This window comes from Mycobacterium shunyiense, from assembly GCF_058270075.1.
On record NZ_JBZDPU010000029.1, the window covers coordinates 1 to 18,671 of the forward strand.

Annotated in this window: 16 protein-coding genes; 11 read left to right on the forward strand and 5 right to left on the reverse strand. The window is 66.3% G+C overall.

What is annotated here, in order from left to right:
• The first annotated feature begins 136 nt into the window (after positions 1-136).
• Positions 137-286: a DUF1059 domain-containing protein gene (locus AC4ELH_RS27655; protein WP_003882209.1), complete on the forward strand. Its 150-nt coding sequence runs from the start codon at positions 137-139 to the stop codon at positions 284-286.
• Between the two features lie 100 nt (positions 287-386).
• On the opposite strand, the gene AC4ELH_RS27660 is transcribed toward AC4ELH_RS27655, so the two are convergent.
• Both AC4ELH_RS27660 and AC4ELH_RS27665 read right to left on the reverse strand, forming a co-directional pair.
• Positions 387-1,448, reverse strand: a complete 1,062-nt coding sequence (locus AC4ELH_RS27660; RefSeq protein ID WP_463794968.1) for an Rv1157c family protein — start codon at positions 1,446-1,448, stop codon at positions 387-389.
• A gap of 53 nt (positions 1,449-1,501) precedes the next feature.
• Positions 1,502-2,152: a hypothetical protein gene (locus AC4ELH_RS27665; protein WP_448448999.1), complete on the reverse strand. Its 651-nt coding sequence runs from the start codon at positions 2,150-2,152 to the stop codon at positions 1,502-1,504.
• 328 nt (positions 2,153-2,480) lie between these two features.
• On the opposite strand from AC4ELH_RS27665, the gene AC4ELH_RS27670 reads away from it, so the two are divergent.
• Complete coding sequence (locus tag AC4ELH_RS27670; RefSeq protein WP_498887914.1) at positions 2,481-3,710, forward strand: mannosyltransferase; 1,230 nt, start codon at positions 2,481-2,483, stop codon at positions 3,708-3,710.
• On the opposite strand, the gene AC4ELH_RS27675 is transcribed toward AC4ELH_RS27670, so the two are convergent.
• On the reverse strand, positions 3,679-3,972 hold the full coding sequence (locus AC4ELH_RS27675) for a 4a-hydroxytetrahydrobiopterin dehydratase (RefSeq protein WP_064882711.1): 294 nt from the start codon (positions 3,970-3,972) through the stop codon (positions 3,679-3,681). The two genes, AC4ELH_RS27670 and AC4ELH_RS27675, sit on opposite strands and share 32 nt — an antisense overlap.
• 25 nt (positions 3,973-3,997) lie before the next feature.
• On the opposite strand from AC4ELH_RS27675, the gene AC4ELH_RS27680 reads away from it, so the two are divergent.
• The 8 genes from AC4ELH_RS27680 to AC4ELH_RS27715 all read left to right on the forward strand — a co-directional run bounded on the left by AC4ELH_RS27680 (position 3,998) and on the right by AC4ELH_RS27715 (position 14,431).
• A complete protein-coding gene (locus tag AC4ELH_RS27680; RefSeq protein WP_498887916.1) occupies positions 3,998-4,408 on the forward strand; it encodes a (deoxy)nucleoside triphosphate pyrophosphohydrolase in 411 nt (136 codons plus the stop codon).
• 219 nt (positions 4,409-4,627) lie between these two features.
• On the forward strand, positions 4,628-5,809 hold the full coding sequence (locus AC4ELH_RS27685) for a nitrate/nitrite transporter (protein ID WP_165609213.1): 1,182 nt from the start codon (positions 4,628-4,630) through the stop codon (positions 5,807-5,809).
• On the forward strand, positions 5,806-9,492 hold the full coding sequence (locus AC4ELH_RS27690) for a nitrate reductase subunit alpha (protein ID WP_498887918.1): 3,687 nt from the start codon (positions 5,806-5,808) through the stop codon (positions 9,490-9,492). Before AC4ELH_RS27685 ends, AC4ELH_RS27690 begins: the two co-directional genes overlap by 4 nt.
• The gene (narH, locus tag AC4ELH_RS27695) at positions 9,489-11,138 is read left to right on the forward strand and encodes a nitrate reductase subunit beta (protein WP_064882719.1); all 1,650 of its coding nucleotides are present in this window, start codon (positions 9,489-9,491) and stop codon (positions 11,136-11,138) included. Before AC4ELH_RS27690 ends, narH begins: the two co-directional genes overlap by 4 nt.
• Complete coding sequence (gene narJ, locus AC4ELH_RS27700) at positions 11,138-11,815, forward strand: nitrate reductase molybdenum cofactor assembly chaperone (RefSeq protein WP_498887921.1); 678 nt, start codon at positions 11,138-11,140, stop codon at positions 11,813-11,815. The genes narH and narJ overlap by 1 nt, the downstream gene beginning before the upstream one ends.
• Positions 11,815-12,543: a respiratory nitrate reductase subunit gamma gene (gene narI, locus AC4ELH_RS27705; protein WP_448448993.1), complete on the forward strand. Its 729-nt coding sequence runs from the start codon at positions 11,815-11,817 to the stop codon at positions 12,541-12,543. Before narJ ends, narI begins: the two co-directional genes overlap by 1 nt.
• Before the next feature lie 61 nt (positions 12,544-12,604).
• Positions 12,605-13,990, forward strand: coding sequence for a WS/DGAT/MGAT family O-acyltransferase (locus AC4ELH_RS27710; protein WP_448448992.1), 1,386 nt, complete (start codon positions 12,605-12,607; stop codon positions 13,988-13,990).
• A gap of 3 nt (positions 13,991-13,993) precedes the next feature.
• Positions 13,994-14,431, forward strand: a complete 438-nt coding sequence (locus tag AC4ELH_RS27715; protein WP_064882726.1) for a pyridoxamine 5'-phosphate oxidase family protein — start codon at positions 13,994-13,996, stop codon at positions 14,429-14,431.
• Here the strand turns inward: AC4ELH_RS27715 and AC4ELH_RS27720 are convergent.
• Entirely contained in the window at positions 14,428-14,694 is a 267-nt protein-coding gene (locus tag AC4ELH_RS27720; protein WP_055120552.1) for a hypothetical protein, read from the reverse strand. The genes AC4ELH_RS27715 and AC4ELH_RS27720 overlap by 4 nt on opposite strands.
• A 287-nt stretch (positions 14,695-14,981) precedes the next feature.
• On the opposite strand from AC4ELH_RS27720, the gene typA reads away from it, so the two are divergent.
• Positions 14,982-16,883: a translational GTPase TypA gene (typA, locus tag AC4ELH_RS27725; RefSeq protein ID WP_448448991.1), complete on the forward strand. Its 1,902-nt coding sequence runs from the start codon at positions 14,982-14,984 to the stop codon at positions 16,881-16,883.
• A 158-nt stretch (positions 16,884-17,041) separates the two neighbouring features.
• Here the strand turns inward: typA and AC4ELH_RS27730 are convergent, their stop codons facing one another.
• Positions 17,042-18,334 (reverse strand): hypothetical protein, encoded by a 1,293-nt coding sequence (locus AC4ELH_RS27730; RefSeq protein WP_498887924.1) that lies wholly within the window; start codon positions 18,332-18,334, stop codon positions 17,042-17,044.
• Between the last annotated feature and the right edge of the window lie 337 nt (positions 18,335-18,671).

Consider the following 18,671-nt stretch of genomic DNA (forward strand, 5'->3'; position numbering starts at 1 on the left):
ATGCTTGCGAAACCCCATCAACAACACCCCTCAACGAATCAGGTGTTGCAACCACCGATTGAGTCTGAGTGGCGAAATCGCGATCTGGGTGCACACTCGGGGTTGAAAGCTCGACTACCTATGCAATGGTGAACATATGGCGAAGACACATCTGAACTGCCCGTGTGGAGAAGCGATCAGCGGGACCGATGAGGACGACCTGGTCGAGAAGGCTCAGGCGCATCTGGCCCAGCAGCACCCCGGGCGTGAGTACGACCGCGAAATGATCCTCTTCATGGCCTACTGAGGCCTCCAGACTCAACCGAAAACAGCCCTACACAAAATTCCCGGTCGCCAGCCGTGAGGCAAGCGACCGGGAATTTCGTTTCCCCATTCATATGGTGTGGTCAGGGCACCACCGTGGATCCGATGGTGGGCATGAACTGGCACTGCTTCTCGGTCGTGGTGACCTGGCCGAAGACCGTCGTCATGATGCTGCCCGATCCGGTGTCGGCGATCGCGGTCAGCGTGGTCGGTCCTTCGGGGTTGATGTCCGAGCGCGGCTGCAGCGTCACGCTGCCGGACTTGCCGGTGGTCAGGTTCACCCACGTGGCGTTCAGCGGCAGCTTCTGCTCGGCGGCCGGGCCCGGAGTGCCGATCGCGGTGAACACGTACGCGGTCTGACCGGCCTTCGGACCGGGCAGCGGGATCGTGGCCGGGCCGGCCACCGAGATCGCCGTCGCCAGAACGTTTCCGCCGTCCTTGAGGCAGCCATTGCTGATCGACGGGTACATGAAGTCCTGCGTCGTCGGCGTGTCCGGCCCGAAGCCAGGGGGCGGAGCCGGGGCACCCGCCGGGGCGGCTTCAGGCGCGGGTGCCGGTGCAGGCGCAGCTTCAGGGGCCGGCGCGGGAATGGTGGCCGCGACCGGGACTGCCCCGGGAGTCGGGGCGGGCGCGGGTGCAGCTTCGGGTGCGGGTGCCGCCGCCTGTGCCGCCGGGGCAGCGGGTGCAGCCGGTGCCGGCGCGGGAGCGGGTGCGGCCTCGGGAGCGGGCGCGGGTGCCGGTGCGGGCAGCGCCTCAGGGGCCGGCCCGGCCGCATGGGCCGGGTCGACACCCATCGGCAGGTGAGCGTCGCCGCCGGCGCCCAGAGCAGGAACATGCTCGGGTGCGGCGACGGGCTGCGCCGCGAAATGGTTGACCGCCGTGGCGACGTTGCGGGATTCAGCCGATTCCGATTTGTTGGCAGCGAATGCCTGCGCGGCTGCCATCAGCAGTTGCACGGCGCCGCCGGGATCGGCTGCAGCCTGCTGGATGATCGGACTGAGATTCTCCATCGCCGGCAGACCGGGTGCCTGTACCGCGTCGATCGGCAGCGGTGCCGGATCGGCGTTCGCTACGGCGCTGCTGAACAGCAACAGGGTGGTGGACCCGATTGCGGCGGCGGTGCCGAACATCGTTTTCAGAGACATACGCGGTGACATGGTTTTCCCAATCGTTTCGGGCGGTCAGACCAGTTCGGGGATCAGGGCAGGCCGGCGGTCAGCAGTGGAGCCAGCGCCGCGACCTCGGGGTTGAGGGCAGCCGGAGCGGCGGCGGCCGGAGCCGCAACCGCAGGAGCTGCCGCCGCTGCCGGGGCCAACGGCGACGCCGCGGCGGGCAGCGCCGTCTGAGCGGCAACCGGAGCCAGCGAGGCCAGATCGCCCGGGATGTTCACCTTTTGGGGCAGCGGGATGGGCATCCCGGGCACCTGCGGGATCGTCAGCTCCGCAGAGGGGATCAGGGATGCCGGACCGGAGACCGGAGCCGTCGCGGCCGGAACCGCGGGTGCCGCGGCCGGTGCGGTGGCGCCGGGCAGCAACGACCCGAGCGGTGAGGCGGCAGCGGGTGCGGCAGCCGTCGGTGCCTGCGGCAGCGTCACCGAGGCGGTAGCGCCCGGAACCGGAGCCGGTGCGGCGGCAGGGGTGCCGGTCAACGCGGAGCTCACGCCCTGCAGCAGTTGCGGCGCGGCAGCCGGCACGCCGGCGAGTTGGTTGACGATCGGCAGGTTCGGTGCCGGGACCGGCGCCGGGGCCACCGGTTCGGCGTTCGCTGAGGCGCTGAGGGCCAACGCGACCGGGACTGCGCCGGCGGCCGCGATCATGCTGGTGGAAAGTGCTTTCCAGGTGAAGATCATGGTTCTCCCAATCGGTTGCTTGCACGTCTGAAGGGAAAACTATCGAGTTACTGATGGGACTCAAGTGACACGTGTGGCGGTTATTCAACCGTTACTGCCCTGACCGAATTCGTTATCTCGCAGTGCCTTGGGCGTGATGCGTCGGGATCGGGAACCTCACTCTCGGCGATTGTCACGCTGGAGTGACGCCCGGCGCCGACAGCCACTCCAGCGTGACAATCGGGGTCAGGCCGCGGGTCGCCCGTCACTCCAGCGTGACCCTCGGCGGCGAGAGCCGCGCTGGCGTGACAAACCGCCGACGAGACGAGCCGGGCGGGTCGCTAAAGTCGTGTCCGTTAACACCGAACCGGCCACCCACGTCTCAGCAACCGCGCGGCTCTACCGTCTGGCGCCTGCGTTGCTGGTCCTCAGCATTGCGGCGCGCCTGGCCTGGACCTATCTCGTCCCCAACGGCGCGAACTTCGTCGACCTGCACGTCTATGTCGGCGGCGCCGCCACCCTGGACGGTCACGCCGGCCCGCTCTACGACTACGTCTACGCGGACCAGACACCGGATTTCCCACTGCCTTTCACCTACCCGCCGTTCGCGGCGGTGGTGTTCTACCCGCTGCATCTGCTGCCGTTCGGGTTGGTGGCGTTCTGTTGGCAGATCGGCATCATCGCCGCTCTGTACGGCGTGGTGAGGGTCAGTCAGCTGTTGCTCGGCGGCCCGGCGCCCCGGCGTGTCGCGATGTTGTGGACGGCCGTCGGTATCTGGACGGAGCCGCTGCGCAGCACGTTCGACTATGGGCAGGTCAATGTCGTCCTGGTGCTGGCGGTGATGTGCGCCGTCTACAGCAACCGCTGGTGGCTGTCGGGGCTGCTGGTCGGTCTGGCCGCGGGCGTGAAACTGACGCCTGCGGTCTCGGGGCTCTACTTCCTCGGTGCGCGTCGGTGGGGCGCTGCGGTGTTCTCGGCTGTGGTGTTCTTCGGGACGGTCGCGTTCTCGGTGCTGGTGATCGGCGACGAGGCGCGCCGGTATTTCACCGAGCTTCTCGGTGACGCAGACCGGATCGGGCCGATCGGCACGTCGTTCAACCAGTCCTGGCGGGGCGGGATCTCCCGGATCCTTGGCCATGACGCGGGATACGGTCCGGCCGTCCTGCTCGGCATCGCCGTCACCGCGGTCCTTGCCGTGCTGGCCTGGCGGGCTATCGGCGGCAGCGCCGACCGGCTGGGCGCGATCGTGATCGTGAGCCTGTTCGGGTTGCTGCTTTCGCCGATTTCGTGGACGCACCACTGGGTCTGGCTGATTCCACTGATGATCTGGTTGCTGCACGGGCCGCTGGCGAACCGGCTGGGCGCGCGGGTGCTGGGCTGGGGTTGGCTGGCGCTCACACTGGTCGGCGTGCCGTGGTTGCTCAGCTTCGCCCAGCCGACGATCTGGGAGATCGGCCGACCCTGGTATCTGGCCTGGGCCGGGCTGGTCTACATCGTCGCGACGCTGGCGACGCTGGCCTGGATCGCGACGACTACGCCAAGCGCGTCTAGCTCGGCTGGTCGGCCAGAATCCGGTTGATCTCCGTAGCCATCTGGAGGTCCTTCTCGGTGATACCGCCGGCAGAATGCGTCACCAGTGCGAATGTGACTGTGCGCCAGCGGATGTCGATGTCAGGGTGATGATCTTTTTCCTCGGCGAATTCGGCGACACGGCGCACGGCGTCGATGCCGTCGAGGAACGTCGGGAATTTGGTGGATCTGCGCAGGGCACCCGCCGCGCGTTCCCAGCCCGGCAGATCGGGCAGTGCGGCGTCGACCTGATCGTTCGATAACACGGCCATACCCGACGGTATACCGTCGGGCGCGATGGATGAACAGATCGTCGTGGCCGGTGCATTGTTCTCCGAGGCCGGGCTGTTGGTCGCCCAACGCCGGCGGCCGCCGGAGCTTGCCGGATTGTGGGAACTGCCCGGTGGCAAAGTGGCCGCCGGCGAGAGCGACGCCGATGCGCTGACCCGCGAGCTGCGAGAGGAACTGGGGGTCGAGGTGAGTGTCGGCGCCCGCCTCGGCGTGGATGTCACGCTCAAGGCAGGCATGACCCTGCGCGCCTACCGGGCCACACTGACCGCGGGCAGCCCGCAACCGCACGATCACCGGGCGCTGCGATGGGTCACCGCCGACGAACTCGACGAACTGCCATGGGTACCGGCCGATCGGGCTTGGCTTGCGGATCTGACCGCAGCGCTTACCCTGGCCAGCGGTCGTGAAAGTACCTGACACGACGGGATTTCGAGTGCCGCCGCGCATGCTCGCACAACGAGCCGACCGCGGGCCTCGGGCCGCATGAGATTTATTTGGGCATATCGATGTTGCGGATTACATTTCCGTGAAACCACCCACAACGTTTCCGGGAAAATGACGCGACCGCGCCGAACATGATGTTTTGCTGTTCGGGTGACCACGGCAAGTACGCCGTACCTGGGCCAAGGGCAGGGCATGAATCTTGTGCTGGCCACCTGGGTCTCGGCCATCAATTTCTGGGCCTGGAACATGATCGGCCCCCTCTCCACTACCTACGCCGGCGACATGAAGCTCAGTGCCACGCAGGCTTCGATGCTCGTCGCCACGCCGATACTGGTCGGATCGCTGGGCCGCATAGCGGTCGGCGCACTGACCGACAGGTACGGCGGTCGCACCATGTTCCTCGCGGTGACGCTGGCATCGATCGTGCCGGTGCTGGCCGTCGGGGCGGCGGGTGAGGCCCGGTCCTATCCGATGTTGTTGGTGTGCGGTTTCTTCCTGGGAATCGCGGGCACCATATTCGCGGTCGGAATCCCGTTCGCGAACAATTGGTACGAGCCGTCCCGCCGCGGATATGCCACCGGCGTATTCGGCATGGGAATGGTCGGCACCGCGCTGTCGGCATTCTTCACACCGCGATTTGTGCGGTGGTTCGGATTGTTCCCGACGCATCTCATCATCGCGGCGGCCCTGGCGCTGACGGCGGTGCTGTGCATTGTGGTGATGCGCAATTCACCGGCATTCCAGCCGAACACCGACCCGGTGCTGCCGAAGCTCAAGTCGGCGCTGAAACTTCCGGTGACGTGGGAGATGTCGTTTCTGTACGCGGTGGTCTTCGGTGGGTTCGTCGCATTCAGCAACTACCTGCCCACCTACATCAAGAACGTGTACGAGTTCTCCTCCGTCGAAGCAGGTTCCCGCACAGCGGGCTTCGCACTGGCCGCGGTGCTGGCCCGGCCGATCGGCGGTGCGCTATCGGATCGGATACCGCCCAAGTACGTCGTGCTCACGTCCTTCGCCGGAACCGCGGTACTCGCCTTCATCGCGATGTTCCAGCCGCCCCCGGACGTGTGGTCGGCGGCGACCTTCATCGGCCTGGCGATCTTCCTGGGCATCGGTACCGGCGGCGTGTTCGCCTGGGTGGCGCGTCGTTCACCGGCCAAAGAGGTGGGCTCGGTCACCGGAATCGTGGCCGCCGCAGGTGGTTTGGGCGGCTACTTCCCGCCGCTGGTGATGGGCGCTACGTACGACGCTGTGGATCACGACTACTCCGTCGGGCTTGTGCTGTTGGTGGCGACGGCATTGGTGGCGTTCGGCTACACCGCTCTACGACTGCACGCCCACGAACCTCAGCAGGCCAAGGAGGCCCATCGATGAGCAAGCCCCACGTCGGCGGATCGATCGAGGAATTGCTCGAGCGCAGTGGGAGGTTCTTCACCGCCGGTGAGTTCTCCGACGACCTGCGTACGGTCACACGCCAGGGGGGCCGTCAGGGCGACGTGTTCTACCGCGACCGGTGGAGCCACGACAAGGTGGTGCGCTCCACCCACGGGGTCAACTGCACGGGTTCCTGCTCCTGGAAGATCTATGTCAAGGACGGGATCATCACCTGGGAAACCCAGGAGACCGACTACCCGTCGGTGGGGGCGGACCGACCTGAGTACGAGCCACGCGGATGCCCGCGCGGTGCGGCGTTCTCCTGGTACACCTACTCGCCGACGCGGGTGCGGTACCCGTACGCGCGTGGCGTGCTGGTGGAGATGTATCGGGAAGCGAAGGCGCGCCTGAAGGATCCGGTGCTCGCCTGGGCCGACATTCAGGGCGATCCGGAACGCCGCAAGCGCTATCACCGGGCGCGCGGTAAAGGCGGCCTGGTCCGGGTCAACTGGACCGAGGCCACCGAGATGATCGCCGCCGCGCATGTGCACACCATCAAGACCTACGGGCCGGACCGGGTGGCGGGTTTCTCACCGATCCCGGCGATGTCGATGGTGTCGTTCGCGGCCGGTTCCCGATTCGTGGAGCTCATCGGCGGGGTGATGACGTCGTTCTACGACTGGTACGCCGATCTGCCGGTGGCCTCTCCGCAGGTGTTCGGCGATCAGACCGATGTGCCGGAGTCCGGCGATTGGTGGGACGCGTCGTATCTGATGATGTGGGGCTCGAACGTCCCGGTGACGCGTACGCCCGATGCGCACTGGATGGCCGAGGTCCGCTACCGCGGAACCAAAGTGGTGACGGTCAGCCCGGATTACGCCGACAACACCAAGTTCGCCGACGAGTGGATGCCGTGCGCGGCGGGCACCGACGGGGCGCTGGCGATGGCGATGGGCCACGTCATCCTCGACGAATGCTTTGTGCAGAAGCGGATTCCCTATTTCGTCGATTACGTTCGCAAGTTCACCGATCTGCCGTTCCTGGTCAAGCTCGAAGAGCGCGACGGTGTGCTGGTTCCCGGGAAAAACCTCACCGCAGCAGATCTCGGCGGCCCGACCGCCGAGCAGGAGAACGCGGCGTTCAAGCCGGTGCTGCTCGACGGTGCGAGCAACAGTGTCGCAGTCCCGCAGGGCTCGCTCGGGTTCCGGTACGGCGCCGATGGTGTCGGTAAGTGGAATCTCGATCTGGAGGACCTGGTTCCCGCGCTGACGGTGTCGGGGGACATCTTCGAGACCGCCGAGATCACGTTGCCGCGGTTCGACACCGTCGACGGCAGCGGCGCGACCATGCAGCGCGGGGTGCCGGTGCGACGGGTCGGTGAGCACCTGGTGTGCACGGTGTTCGACCTGATGTTGGCCCAGTACGGCGTGCATCGGCCCGGACTGCCCGGTGACTGGCCCACCGGATACGACGACGCCACCCAGCCGTACACCCCGGCCTGGCAGGAGCAGATCACCGGAGTCTCGGCGGGCCAGGCCATCCGGGTGGCACGCGAATTCGCCCGCAACGCCGAGGAATCCGGCGGCCGGTCGATGATCATCATGGGCGCCGGGATCTGCCAGTGGTTCCACGGCGATGCCACCTACCGGGCCGTGCTGGCACTGCTGCTGCTCACCGGTTCGATGGGCCGCAACGGCGGTGGCTGGGCACACTACGTCGGCCAGGAGAAGTGCCGTCCCGTCACCGGGTGGGCCGCCATGGCGATGGGCACCGACTGGTCGCGCCCACCGCGGCAGATGGCCGGCACGTCGTACTGGTACGCCCATACCGACCAGTGGCGCTACGACGGATACCGGGCCGACGCGCTGTCCAGTCCGGTCGGGCGGGGCCGATTCCGCGACAAGCACACGATGGATGTGATGAGTTCGGCGGTGGCCATGGGGTGGACACCGTTCTTCCCGCAGTTCGACCGCTCAAGCCTGGATGTGGTCGACGAGGCCAAGGCTGCCGGCCAGGAAGTGCCCGCCTATGTGGCCGGCCAATTGGCAAGTGGTGGGCTGAAACTCGCGGTCACCGATCCCGACAATCCGGCGAACTGGCCTCGTGTACTCAACGTCTGGCGGGCCAACCTGTTGGGCTCGTCCAGCAAGGGCAACGAGTACTTCCTGCGGCACCTGTTGGGCACGACGTCGAACGTGCAGGCCGAGCCGGCCGGGGCGGAGTTGCGGCCCAAGGACGTGGCCTGGACCGAGGACATTCCCGAGGGCAAGCTCGACCTGCTGATGTCGATCGACTTCCGTATGACGTCGACGACGTTGCTCTCCGATGTGGTGCTGCCCGCGGCGACCTGGTACGAGAAGTCCGACCTGTCCAGCACCGATATGCACCCCTATATTCACGCCTTCAGTCCGGCGGTCGACCCGCCGTGGGAAACCCGTTCGGATTTCGAAGCTTTCGGTGCGATCGCCCGGACCTTCAGCGCGCTCGCGGCCCGGCACCTGGGCACCCGCACCGACGTGGTGATGGGCACACTGCAGCACGACACCCCGGGTGCGATGGCGTATCCCGGTGGCACCGAACATGATTGGCGGGTCACCGGTGAGACGCCGGTGCCGGGCAAGACGATGGGTCCGCTGGTGGTGGTCGAGCGCGACTACACGGCAATCGCCGAGAAGTGGGCAACACTGGGCCCACTGGTCGAGAGCTTGGGCCTGACCACCAAGGGCGTCACCACCCATCCCGACCAGGAGGTGGCCGAACTCGCCGCCAAGTTCGGGGTGATGGATTCGGGTGCCGGCCAGGGCCGCCCGGCGATCACCACGGCTGAGCGGATGTCCGATGTGATCCTCGCACTGTCGGGCACGTCCAACGGCCGGCTCGCGGTGGAAGGCTTCCGGGAACTCGAACGACGTACCGGTCGCAAGCTCATTCACCTGGCCATCGGCAACGAGGAACGCCGGATCACCTACGCCGACACCCAGGCCAGACCGGTCCCGGTGATCACCAGCCCCGAGTGGTCGGGCAGTGAGACCGGCGGCAGGCGCTACGCGCCGTTCACGGTGAACATCGAGGAGCTCAAGCCCTTCCACACCCTCACCGGCCGAATGCATTTCTACGTCGACCACGACTGGTTGGAGGAACTCGGCGAACAGTTGCCGATCTACCGGCCACCGTTGGACATGGCGCGGCTGTTCGGCGAATCGAAGCTGGGCCGCGACGGTATCGGCCTGACCGTGCGGTATCTGACCCCGCACTCCAAGTGGTCGATCCACTCGGAGTACCAGGACAACCTGTTCATGCTGTCACTGTCGCGCGGCGGCCCGACCATGTGGATGAGTCCGTTGGATGCCGACAAGATCGATGTGAAGGACAACGATTGGATCGAGGCGGTGAACCGCAACGGCGTACTGGTGTGCCGCGCCGTGGTCAGCCACCGCATGCCAGAGGGAGTGGTGTACGTCTACCACGCCCAGGAACGGACCATCGACGTACCGCTGAGCGAAACCACCGGAACCCGCGGCGGTATCCACAACTCACTGACCCGGCTGTTGGTCAAGCCCAGCCATCTTGCCGGTGGGTACGCCCAGCACTCGTTCGCCTGGAACTATCTCGGCCCCACCGGAAATCAGCGTGACGAAGTGACGGTGGTCCGCCGCCGCTCGCAGGAGGTGAAGTACCAGTGAAGGTCATGGCCCAGATGGCGATGGTGATGAACCTCGACAAGTGCATCGGGTGTCAAACGTGTTCGGTGACCTGCAAACAGGCCTGGACCAACCGGGCCGGCACCGAGTACGTCTGGTTCAACAACGTCGAAACCCGTCCAGGGCAGGGTTATCCGCGCACCTATCAGGACCAGGAGAAGTGGCGCGGGGGGTGGAAGCTGGACCGGCGTGGCCGGCTGCGACTGCGTGACGGCGGTCGGCTGGCCAAGCTGGCCAGGATCTTCGCGAACCCGAAGCTGCCCTCGATCGACGACTACTACGAGCCGTGGACCTACGACTACGAGAACCTGACCTCGGCGCCGCTGGGTGAGCACATCCCGACCGCGCCGCCGCGCAGCCTGATCACCGGCAAGCCCATGAAGGTGTCGTGGTCGGCGAACTGGGACGACGACCTGGCCGGGTCGCCGGAGATCGTGCCAGGGGATCCGGTCCTCAAACAGGTCAGCGAACAGATCAAGCTGGAACTCGAGCAGACCTTCATGTTCTATCTGCCCCGGATCTGCGAGCACTGCCTGAACCCGGCATGTGTGGCGTCCTGCCCGTCGGGCGCGATGTACAAGCGTTCCGAGGACGGCATCGTGCTGGTCGATCAGGACCGTTGCCGCGGCTGGCGCATGTGTGTCTCCGGATGTCCGTACAAGAAGGTGTATTTCAACCACAAAACCGGCAAGGCCGAGAAGTGCACGCTGTGCTACCCGCGGATCGAGGTCGGGTTACCCACGGTGTGCTCCGAGACCTGCGTGGGCCGGTTGCGCTACCTCGGTCTGGTGCTCTACGACGTCGACCGGGTGCTGGAGGCGGCCTCGGTGCCCGACGACAAGGACCTCTACGAGGCGCAGCGGCAGATCCTGCTCGACCCGACCGACCCCGAGGTGATCGCCGGGGCCCGGGCCGAGGGCATCTCCGATGAATGGATCGAGGCCGCCCAACGTTCCCCGGTGTACAAGTTGATCCACACCTATGGTGTCGCGCTACCGCTGCATCCGGAATTCCGGACGGTGCCGATGGTGTGGTACATCCCGCCGCTGTCGCCGGTGGTCGACGCGGTCAGCCGCGACGGGCACGACGGCGAGGACGTCGGCAATCTGTTCGGAGCCCTGGAGGCACTGCGGATCCCGATCGAATACCTCGCGGGGTTGTTCACCGCGGGAGACACCGCGGTCGTCGAGGGAGTGCTGCGCCGTCTCGCGGCGATGCGCTCGTACATGCGTGACATCAACCTCGGGCGCGACACCCAGCCGCACATCCCGGCCGCGGTGGGGATGACCGAGGAACAGATGTACGAGATGTATCGGCTGCTGGCGCTCGCGAAATACGAGGAGCGCTACGTCATTCCGACTGCGTACAGCACCGAGGGCATTCCCGGGACGGAGGAGCCCGGTTGCTCGCTGTCCTTCGAAGGCGGCCCCGGAATGTACGAGTCGGGTCCTTTCGGTGAGGCCAGCGGTGGGCCCGTCCCGGTGGCGGTGGAGACGTTCCACGCGTTGCAACACCGGCAGACCAGCGACGGCATGGCCGCCAACGCCGACCGGCCCTCGCGCGTCAATCTGCTCAACTGGGACGGCAGGGGAGTGCCGTCCGGGATGTTCCCAGGTGGTGATCGGTGATGAAGCGTCGCAACCGAACCCGCGACAGCGGCCTGACTCGTCGCACCCGCGACAACACCATGCAGGACCGCTTGGTGTGGCAGGCGGCGTCGCTGATGCTGGCCTACCCGGACGACGGGCATACCGACCGGCTGCAGGCCGCGGCACGCATGCTGGACCACGTCACCGGTGACGCCAGGGCGTTGCTCGGCGAAACCGTCGTCGGGTTGAGCCTGCGCCCCACCATGGAGCTGCAGCAGGAGTACGTCGACACCTTCGACCTCCAGAAGCGGTGCACCATGCTGCTGACGTACTGGACCTCGGGCGATACCCGCAACCGAGGCGCGGACATGGTCGAATTCACTCAGACCTACCGGGCCGCAGGCGTCGAGATCCCGAAAGGTGAGGCACCCGACCATCTTCCGGTGGTGCTGGAATTCGCGGCCACTGTCGACCCGGAGGCGGGACGACGGCTGCTCGCCAAATACCGGGTGCCCATCGGTGTGGTTGCGCGCGCGTTGGCCGACGCAGGGTCACCGTACTCGCCGGTTGTCGCGGCGGTGGCCCGAACCCTGCCGTCGCTGGCTTCGGTCGATGACGTGTCGCGTCTGATGATGTCCGGACCGCCTGCGGAATCGGTGGGACTGCAGCCATTTCAGCTGACCGTTCCGCCCCGCCGGGTACAGGAGGTGCTCTGATGTCGGGCTGGGAGATCTTCTGGGACGTGGTGCCGTATGTGACCTTGGCGATGGTGGCCGTGGGCACCTGGTGGCGGTACCGCTATGACAAGTTCGGCTGGACCACCCGCTCGTCCCAGCTCTATGAGTCGCGGTTGTTGCGCATCGCCAGCCCGATGTTCCACTTCGGCATGCTCGTGGTGTTCGTCGGACACGTCATCGGCCTGTTCATCCCCGAATCGTGGATGGATCTGGTGATGAGTGACCACATCTATCACCTGCAGGCGGTGATCCTCGGCGGCATCGCCGGAATTGCAGCCCTGGTCGGCATCGCACTGCTGATCTACCGCCGCCGCGCCACCGGCCCGGTGTTCATGGCCACAACTGTCAACGACAAGACGATGTACGTCGTCCTGGTGGCCGCGATGGTGGCCGGGTTCGCCTGTACGGCGATCGGGGTGACGCCCGAAGGCGCCGAGCACGACTACCGCGAGACTGTTTCGCCGTGGTTCCGCTCGATCTGGATCTTCCAGCCCCGCGGCGACTTGATGGTCCAGGCTCCGGTGTACTTCCACATCCACGTGATGATCGCGCTCGTGCTGTTCTGCCTGTGGCCGTTCACCCGGCTGGTGCACGTGTTCAGCGCGCCGATCGGCTACCTGTTCCGGCCCTACGTCGTGTACCGCAGCCGCGACGTCGCCAAGGAGAGTGAACTGGTCGGATCTCGCCCGCAGCGTCGGGGTTGGTGATCCCGAACTAGGGACCTTCGGCCCTGCTGTGCGGATCCCCGTCAGGCGGAGGATCAACGGTATGGAGCAGTTGACCGCCCTGGACGCGGGGTTCCTGGAAGCAGAGGACTCCGACCGGCACGCGAGCCTGGCGATCGGGGCGATCGCCGTGCTGGACGGACCGATGCCCGGCGCCGACACCGTCGTGGCCTCGCTTGCCGAACGGGCCATGACCGCGCCCCGCCTGCATCAGCTGCTGCACACCCAGCCCCTCGACCTCGGGGCGCCGCGATGGGTCGAAGACACCAATTTCGACGCGGCACACCACATCCGGTATGCGGCGCTGCCCCAACCCGGCGACGATGCGGCGCTGTACCGGTGGGCAGCCGACATCATGGAACGGCGCCTGGACCGGGACCGACCGCTGTGGGAATGCTGGGTCGTCGACGGTCTGGCCGGCAACAGATGGGCGATCCTGTTGAAGGTCCACCACTGCGTCGCCGACGGGATCGCGGCCACCCGGCTGCTCAGCCGCCTGTGTGACGACGGCGACCTGACCGGCCATGCCCTGAAGCAACAAACCGCCGGGGGGACCGCTGTTTTCAACCCCGTCGAGTGGATCGGTAAGGCGTGGCGCATTTCGACTGGGCTGCCCGTGGCCGCGATGCAGGCCGTCCAGGGTGCGGTAGGCATCGTCACCGGCCTGCTGCGTCCGGCGGCCGCCACCTCGTTGACCGGCCCGGTGACCAGCATGCGACGCTACGCCGCCGGCGAGGTGTCGATGGACGACGTCGACACGGTATGCCGGGAATTCGGTGTGACCGTCAACGATGTTGCGCTGGCTGCGATCACCGACAGCTTTCGCAGCACCCTCATCCGTCGCGGCGAGAAGCCCAGCCGGGATGCGCTCCGCACCTTGGTGCCGGTCTCGGTGCGCACCGCGGATGCGGACGATCGGACCGACAACCGCGTGTCGGTGATGTTGCCGTACCTCCCGGTCGACAAGGCCGATCCGCTCCAGCAGTTGCGCGCCGTGCATTCGCGGCTGTCCCGGGCCAAAGCCAGCGGGCAGCGCGAAGCGGGAAACATCCTGGTGTCGGCGGCCAACGCGATCCCGTTCCCGCTCACCGCGTGGACGGTGCGGGCGCTGACCCGGTTGCCGCAGCGCGGCGTCGTCACCGTGGCCACGAATGTGCCGGGTCCGCGGAATCGATTGCGTGTCATGGGTTGCGACATCGTCCGGCTGCTCCCGATTCCGCCGCTGGCGTTGCAGCTACGCACCGGTGTGGCCATCATGAGCTACGCCGACCGCCTGGTCTTCGGGGTGATCGGTGATTACGACGCGGCGCCCGATGTGTCCGAATTGGCCCGTGGCATCGAACGCGCGGTCGCCCGTCTGGTCGATATCGGCATAGGCCACTGGCGGGCCACCCCCGTGGGTACTCTGCAACTCGTACAGGGAGGTTGACCGATGAAGGGATCTGAACTCGGCGTTCTCACCCGCAGGCAGTGCCTGGATCTGCTGGAGGGGGTACGCGTCGGCAGGTTGGTGTTCACCGAGGACGCCCTGCCGGCCGTGCAGCCCGTCAATTTCCGGGTGTGGCATGACGATGTGGTGATCCGGGTGGCCGGCGGGCCCAAGCTGATCGCCGCGACCGATCGTCAGGTGGTGGCGTTCGAGGCCGACGAGCTCGACCCCGACCTACGCACCGGCTGGAGCGTGACGATCGTCGGGCATGCCGAGCACATCACCGACGTGGACGAGCAGGTGCAGGTCGCCGGGACGTTCGTGCAGCCGTGGGCGGAGGGGCGGCGCGATCATTTCGTGCGGATACGGTCGGAGAAGGTCACCGGGCGTCAGCTCCGGAACCATGCGATGCCGCACTACGGTGCGGCGGGCGGCGGTTAGTACCGAAGCCGGTCGTCGACGACCCGCACGGCGTGGCCCGGATGCTGCGTCGCGTACAGCGGGTGCATCAGCATCGGGTGACGGCAGTGCGCGCAGGAGGCCTGCGGCTGGTTCGCCGACGCGAAGGTCAGGTGGTGGCATTCGCTGCAGCGGACCATGTAGCAGGCGCCGATCCAGTTGGCCATACCCACGTAGATCGCGACTGTGGTTCCCGCAGCGAGCACCATGATCAACGCGACCGTGAGCGCTTCATAAACCGTCATGACCGGCACCTCCAAGCTCGCCTATCGCAACGTGACGGATACCTGAAACGGTACTCGCGAAACCTAGGACTTCCTGGCCCGTTTGAAGACCTTGTCCAGTTCTTTACCGTGCAATCCGTTGTTCTCGGCCTTACGGACTTTGTGCAGAACCAGCGGGCAGCGTTTGCAGCGCGGCTTGCTCTTGCAGCACTTTTTCTTGGGCTTCAGGCCGGCGATTTTTGCGGACTTCAACGTGACGGGGCTCTCTCGTTTTCGTGATCGACCGGCCAGCCTGCGAGAATGTCGGTGTGGATTCACGCCCGAGCTTTCGCAATGTCGCCATCGTCGCCCACGTCGACCACGGCAAGACGACCCTAGTCGACGCGATGCTGCGACAGTCCGGTGCCTTGACGCACCGCGGCGACGACGCAGTCGAGCGCCTGATGGACTCCGGTGACCTTGAGAAGGAAAAGGGCATCACCATCCTGGCCAAGAACACCGCGGTACACCGGCACCATGCCGACGGCACCATGACGGTGATCAACGTCATCGACACCCCTGGTCACGCTGATTTCGGTGGCGAGGTGGAGCGTGGCCTGTCCATGGTCGACGGTGTGGTCCTGCTGGTGGACGCCTCGGAGGGGCCGCTGCCGCAGACCCGGTTCGTGCTGCGCAAGGCGCTGGCCGCGCACCTTCCGGTGATCCTGGTGGTCAACAAGACCGACCGGCCCGACGCCCGCATCGCCGAGGTCGTCGAGGAAAGCCACGACCTGCTGCTCGACGTCGCCTCCGACCTCGACGACGAGGCCCAGGCGGCCGCCGAGAAGGCACTGGATCTGCCCACCCTGTACGCCTCGGGCCGGGCCGGCATCGCGTCGACGACGCAGCCCGAAAACGGTGAGAACCCTGACGGCGAGAACCTGGACCCGCTGTTCGACGTGCTCATGGAGCACATCCCGGCACCCTCGGGTGACCCGGAGGCGCCGCTGCAGGCGCTCGTCACCAACCTCGACGCCTCGGCCTTCCTCGGCCGCCTCGCCCTCATCCGCATCTACAACGGCCGGCTCAAGAAGGGCCAGCAGGTCGCGTGGATGCGCGAGGTCGACGGCTCGCCGGTGATCACCAACGCCAAGATCACCGAGTTGCTGGCCACTGAGGGCGTCGACCGCAATCCGACGGAGGAAGCGGCGGCTGGGGATATCGTGGCGGTCGCCGGGATTCCCGAGATCATGATCGGCGACACCCTCGCCGACCCCGACAACTCGCACGCGCTGCCGCGCATCACCGTCGACGAGCCCGCCATCTCGGTCACTATCGGCACCAACACCTCGCCGCTGGCCGGCCGGGTGTCGGGTCACAAGCTGACCGCCCGCATGGTGAAGAACCGTCTCGACGCCGAACTCGTCGGCAACGTGTCGATCCGCATCGTCGACATCGGCCGCCCTGACGCCTGGGAGGTGCAGGGCCGTGGTGAGCTGGCGCTGGCCATCCTCGTCGAGCAGATGCGCCGCGAGGGCTTCGAGCTGACCGTCGGCAAGCCGCAGGTGGTCACCAAGAACATCGACGGCAAGCTGCACGAGCCGTTCGAAGAGCTGACCATCGACTGTCCCGAGGAGTTTGTCGGCTCCATCACCCAGCTGATGGCCAACCGCAAGGGGCGGATGGAACAGATGACCAACCATGCCGCCGGCTGGGTGCGCATGGACTTCGTGGTGCCCAGCCGGGGACTGATCGGCTTCCGCACCGACTTCCTGACCGAGACGCGTGGCACCGGCATCGCCAACGCGGTGTTCGAGGGCTACCGGCCGTGGGCCGGGGAGATCCGGGCCCGCCACACCGGCTCGCTGGTGAGCGACCGGTCCGGGTCGATCACCCCGTTCGCGATGATCCAGCTGGCCGACCGCGGACAGTTCTTCGTCGAGCCGGGCGAGGACACCTACGAAGGCCAGGTCGTCGGGATCAACCCGCGCGCCGAGGATCTCGACATCAACATCACCCGCGAGAAGAAGCTGACGAACATGCGGTCCTCGACCGCCGACGTGATGGAAACCCTGGCCCGGCCCCTGGACCTCGGACTCGAGCAGGCCATGGAGTTCTGCGCCGAGGACGAGTGTGTCGAGGTGACCCCCGAGGTCGTCCGGGTCCGCAAGGTCGAGTTGACCGCCTCGCTGCGGGCTCGGGCCAAGGCACGGGCCAAGGCGCGCGGCTAACTTCCGTTTCGGTCGGCGAACGGCCAGTTATTGCACCGCTTTTCGGGCTTGATGTGCGTTAACTGGCCACTCGCGGTGGGGGCTGCGGCGGTGCGCCTCAGAGCTGAGATGCGCCGGTAGCGATATCCCCCGCGATATCGCCACCGGCGCACCAGTTCTCAGGCCGCGTCGCTCTTGGAAGCGGACTTCTTGCCGGCGCCGTCATCAGTGGTGGCGGAACCGGTGGTGTTGCCGGTGGTGGTTTTGGTGGTGGCTTTGCCCGGGGTCGGGCTGTCGCCGCCACCCTTGAAGCCGAACTTCTCCTTGAGCTGATTGACGCTGGTTCGGAGATCGGTGGTGTCGGGCTTGGTCGGTGCCGACGGGGCCGAGCCCTCGGACACCTTGGTTCCGGTCTGGCGCGTGCTGAAGTTGAGGCTCTCGCGAAGCTGGCTCCGTGCCTTCACGAGGGGCGTCGTCTTCTCGACCGCGGGCTTCTTGACCTCCACCGTTTCCGCCGGGACCTTCTCCGGCGCCGGCGGTGCCGTTTCGACGTCCAGGCTGACCAACGTCTTCGGAGCGGGAAGCTTGCTCACATTGCTGGTGACCAACGTGTTCTGCGGGTTGTTCGGATTCTCACTCGGATCCACGCCGAGCGCCTCGCGGACGACTTCACGGACGGAGTTCGTCGCCTTCCACAACACGTCGTTGCGGAAGTCCTGAATACCGTCGGCCCGGTTGGGCAACAGCGCCTTCAGTCCGATGGGGATTGCCTGCTGGGTCGGACCGGTGCCCATGAAGGAGTCGGCCACCCAAAGTGGTGCGCTGATGTAACTGTCGAGCATGTGGTAGACGGCGACGTTGGGCTCCATGCCGCCGGCGATGTCGATGATCGCCTTGAGCGGTCCGAACGGGGCCAGAGCGAGGCCCTCCACCAGTCGATAGCCGGAGTCGAGGGCGCCCGCAGCGAAACCGGCGAGCGGGGTGAGCACGTCGAGGGGAGTGCTGGTGTCCTCGACCCCGAGGAGGTCGGCGATCGATGATCGGAAACTATCGGTTGCTGCCCACAGCACGTTGTTGCGGAAGGCCTGGATGTCGTCGGCGTGGTCGGGGAACAGCGCCGCCAGGCCCTTGCCGGTGAGTGACGTCTGGTTGATTCCGAGGGCGGGGTCGATGACCCACAGCGGGGCATCGATGACCTGGCGGATCGAGTTGTAGAACGCCTGGGGGTCGCCGTCGGCGATGGCGAGGGCAGCGGCGATGGCGGCCACCGGCAGTTCAGCGATGCCTTGGACGAGACGCAACCCGGATTCGGTGAAACCCTCGAGTGCCGCAATCGGATCCGGTGTCGCCATGAGGTTGATATCCGCAACATGCGCGGCTCGGAGAGCCTCCGGCGCCTGTGCGCCGACCGGTCCGATGGCCGGGCCGATGGCAATCGCGCCTGCCGCGAGTAGTGCTGTGGCTCCTGTCATCGATTGCTTCACACCGACGTGCATGGGTGCCTCCCCCTGTTTTTGGTTGCTCTGGTCGAAACTGACGTCGTCGACGATATCGTCAACCTGAGAATTTCTCAGGTGAATTTCAAATCTTGCACACACAAATACCGTCCGAGCGTCGGAGTTTTCTGGCAAGTTGTGTCATGCAAGCGAATGTCGCGGGCCAATCTGTGAATGGTTTAGCTGAGGAGGGGGAGTAGGCCGGAACCATCTTTCAGGGGTGGCGGGCCGGTCATCGTGACGTCCGCGGTGTCCCGCCAAATAAGCTGGAAGATCTGCATTTCGACGACGCCGAGCGGGTTGCGACGGTAAC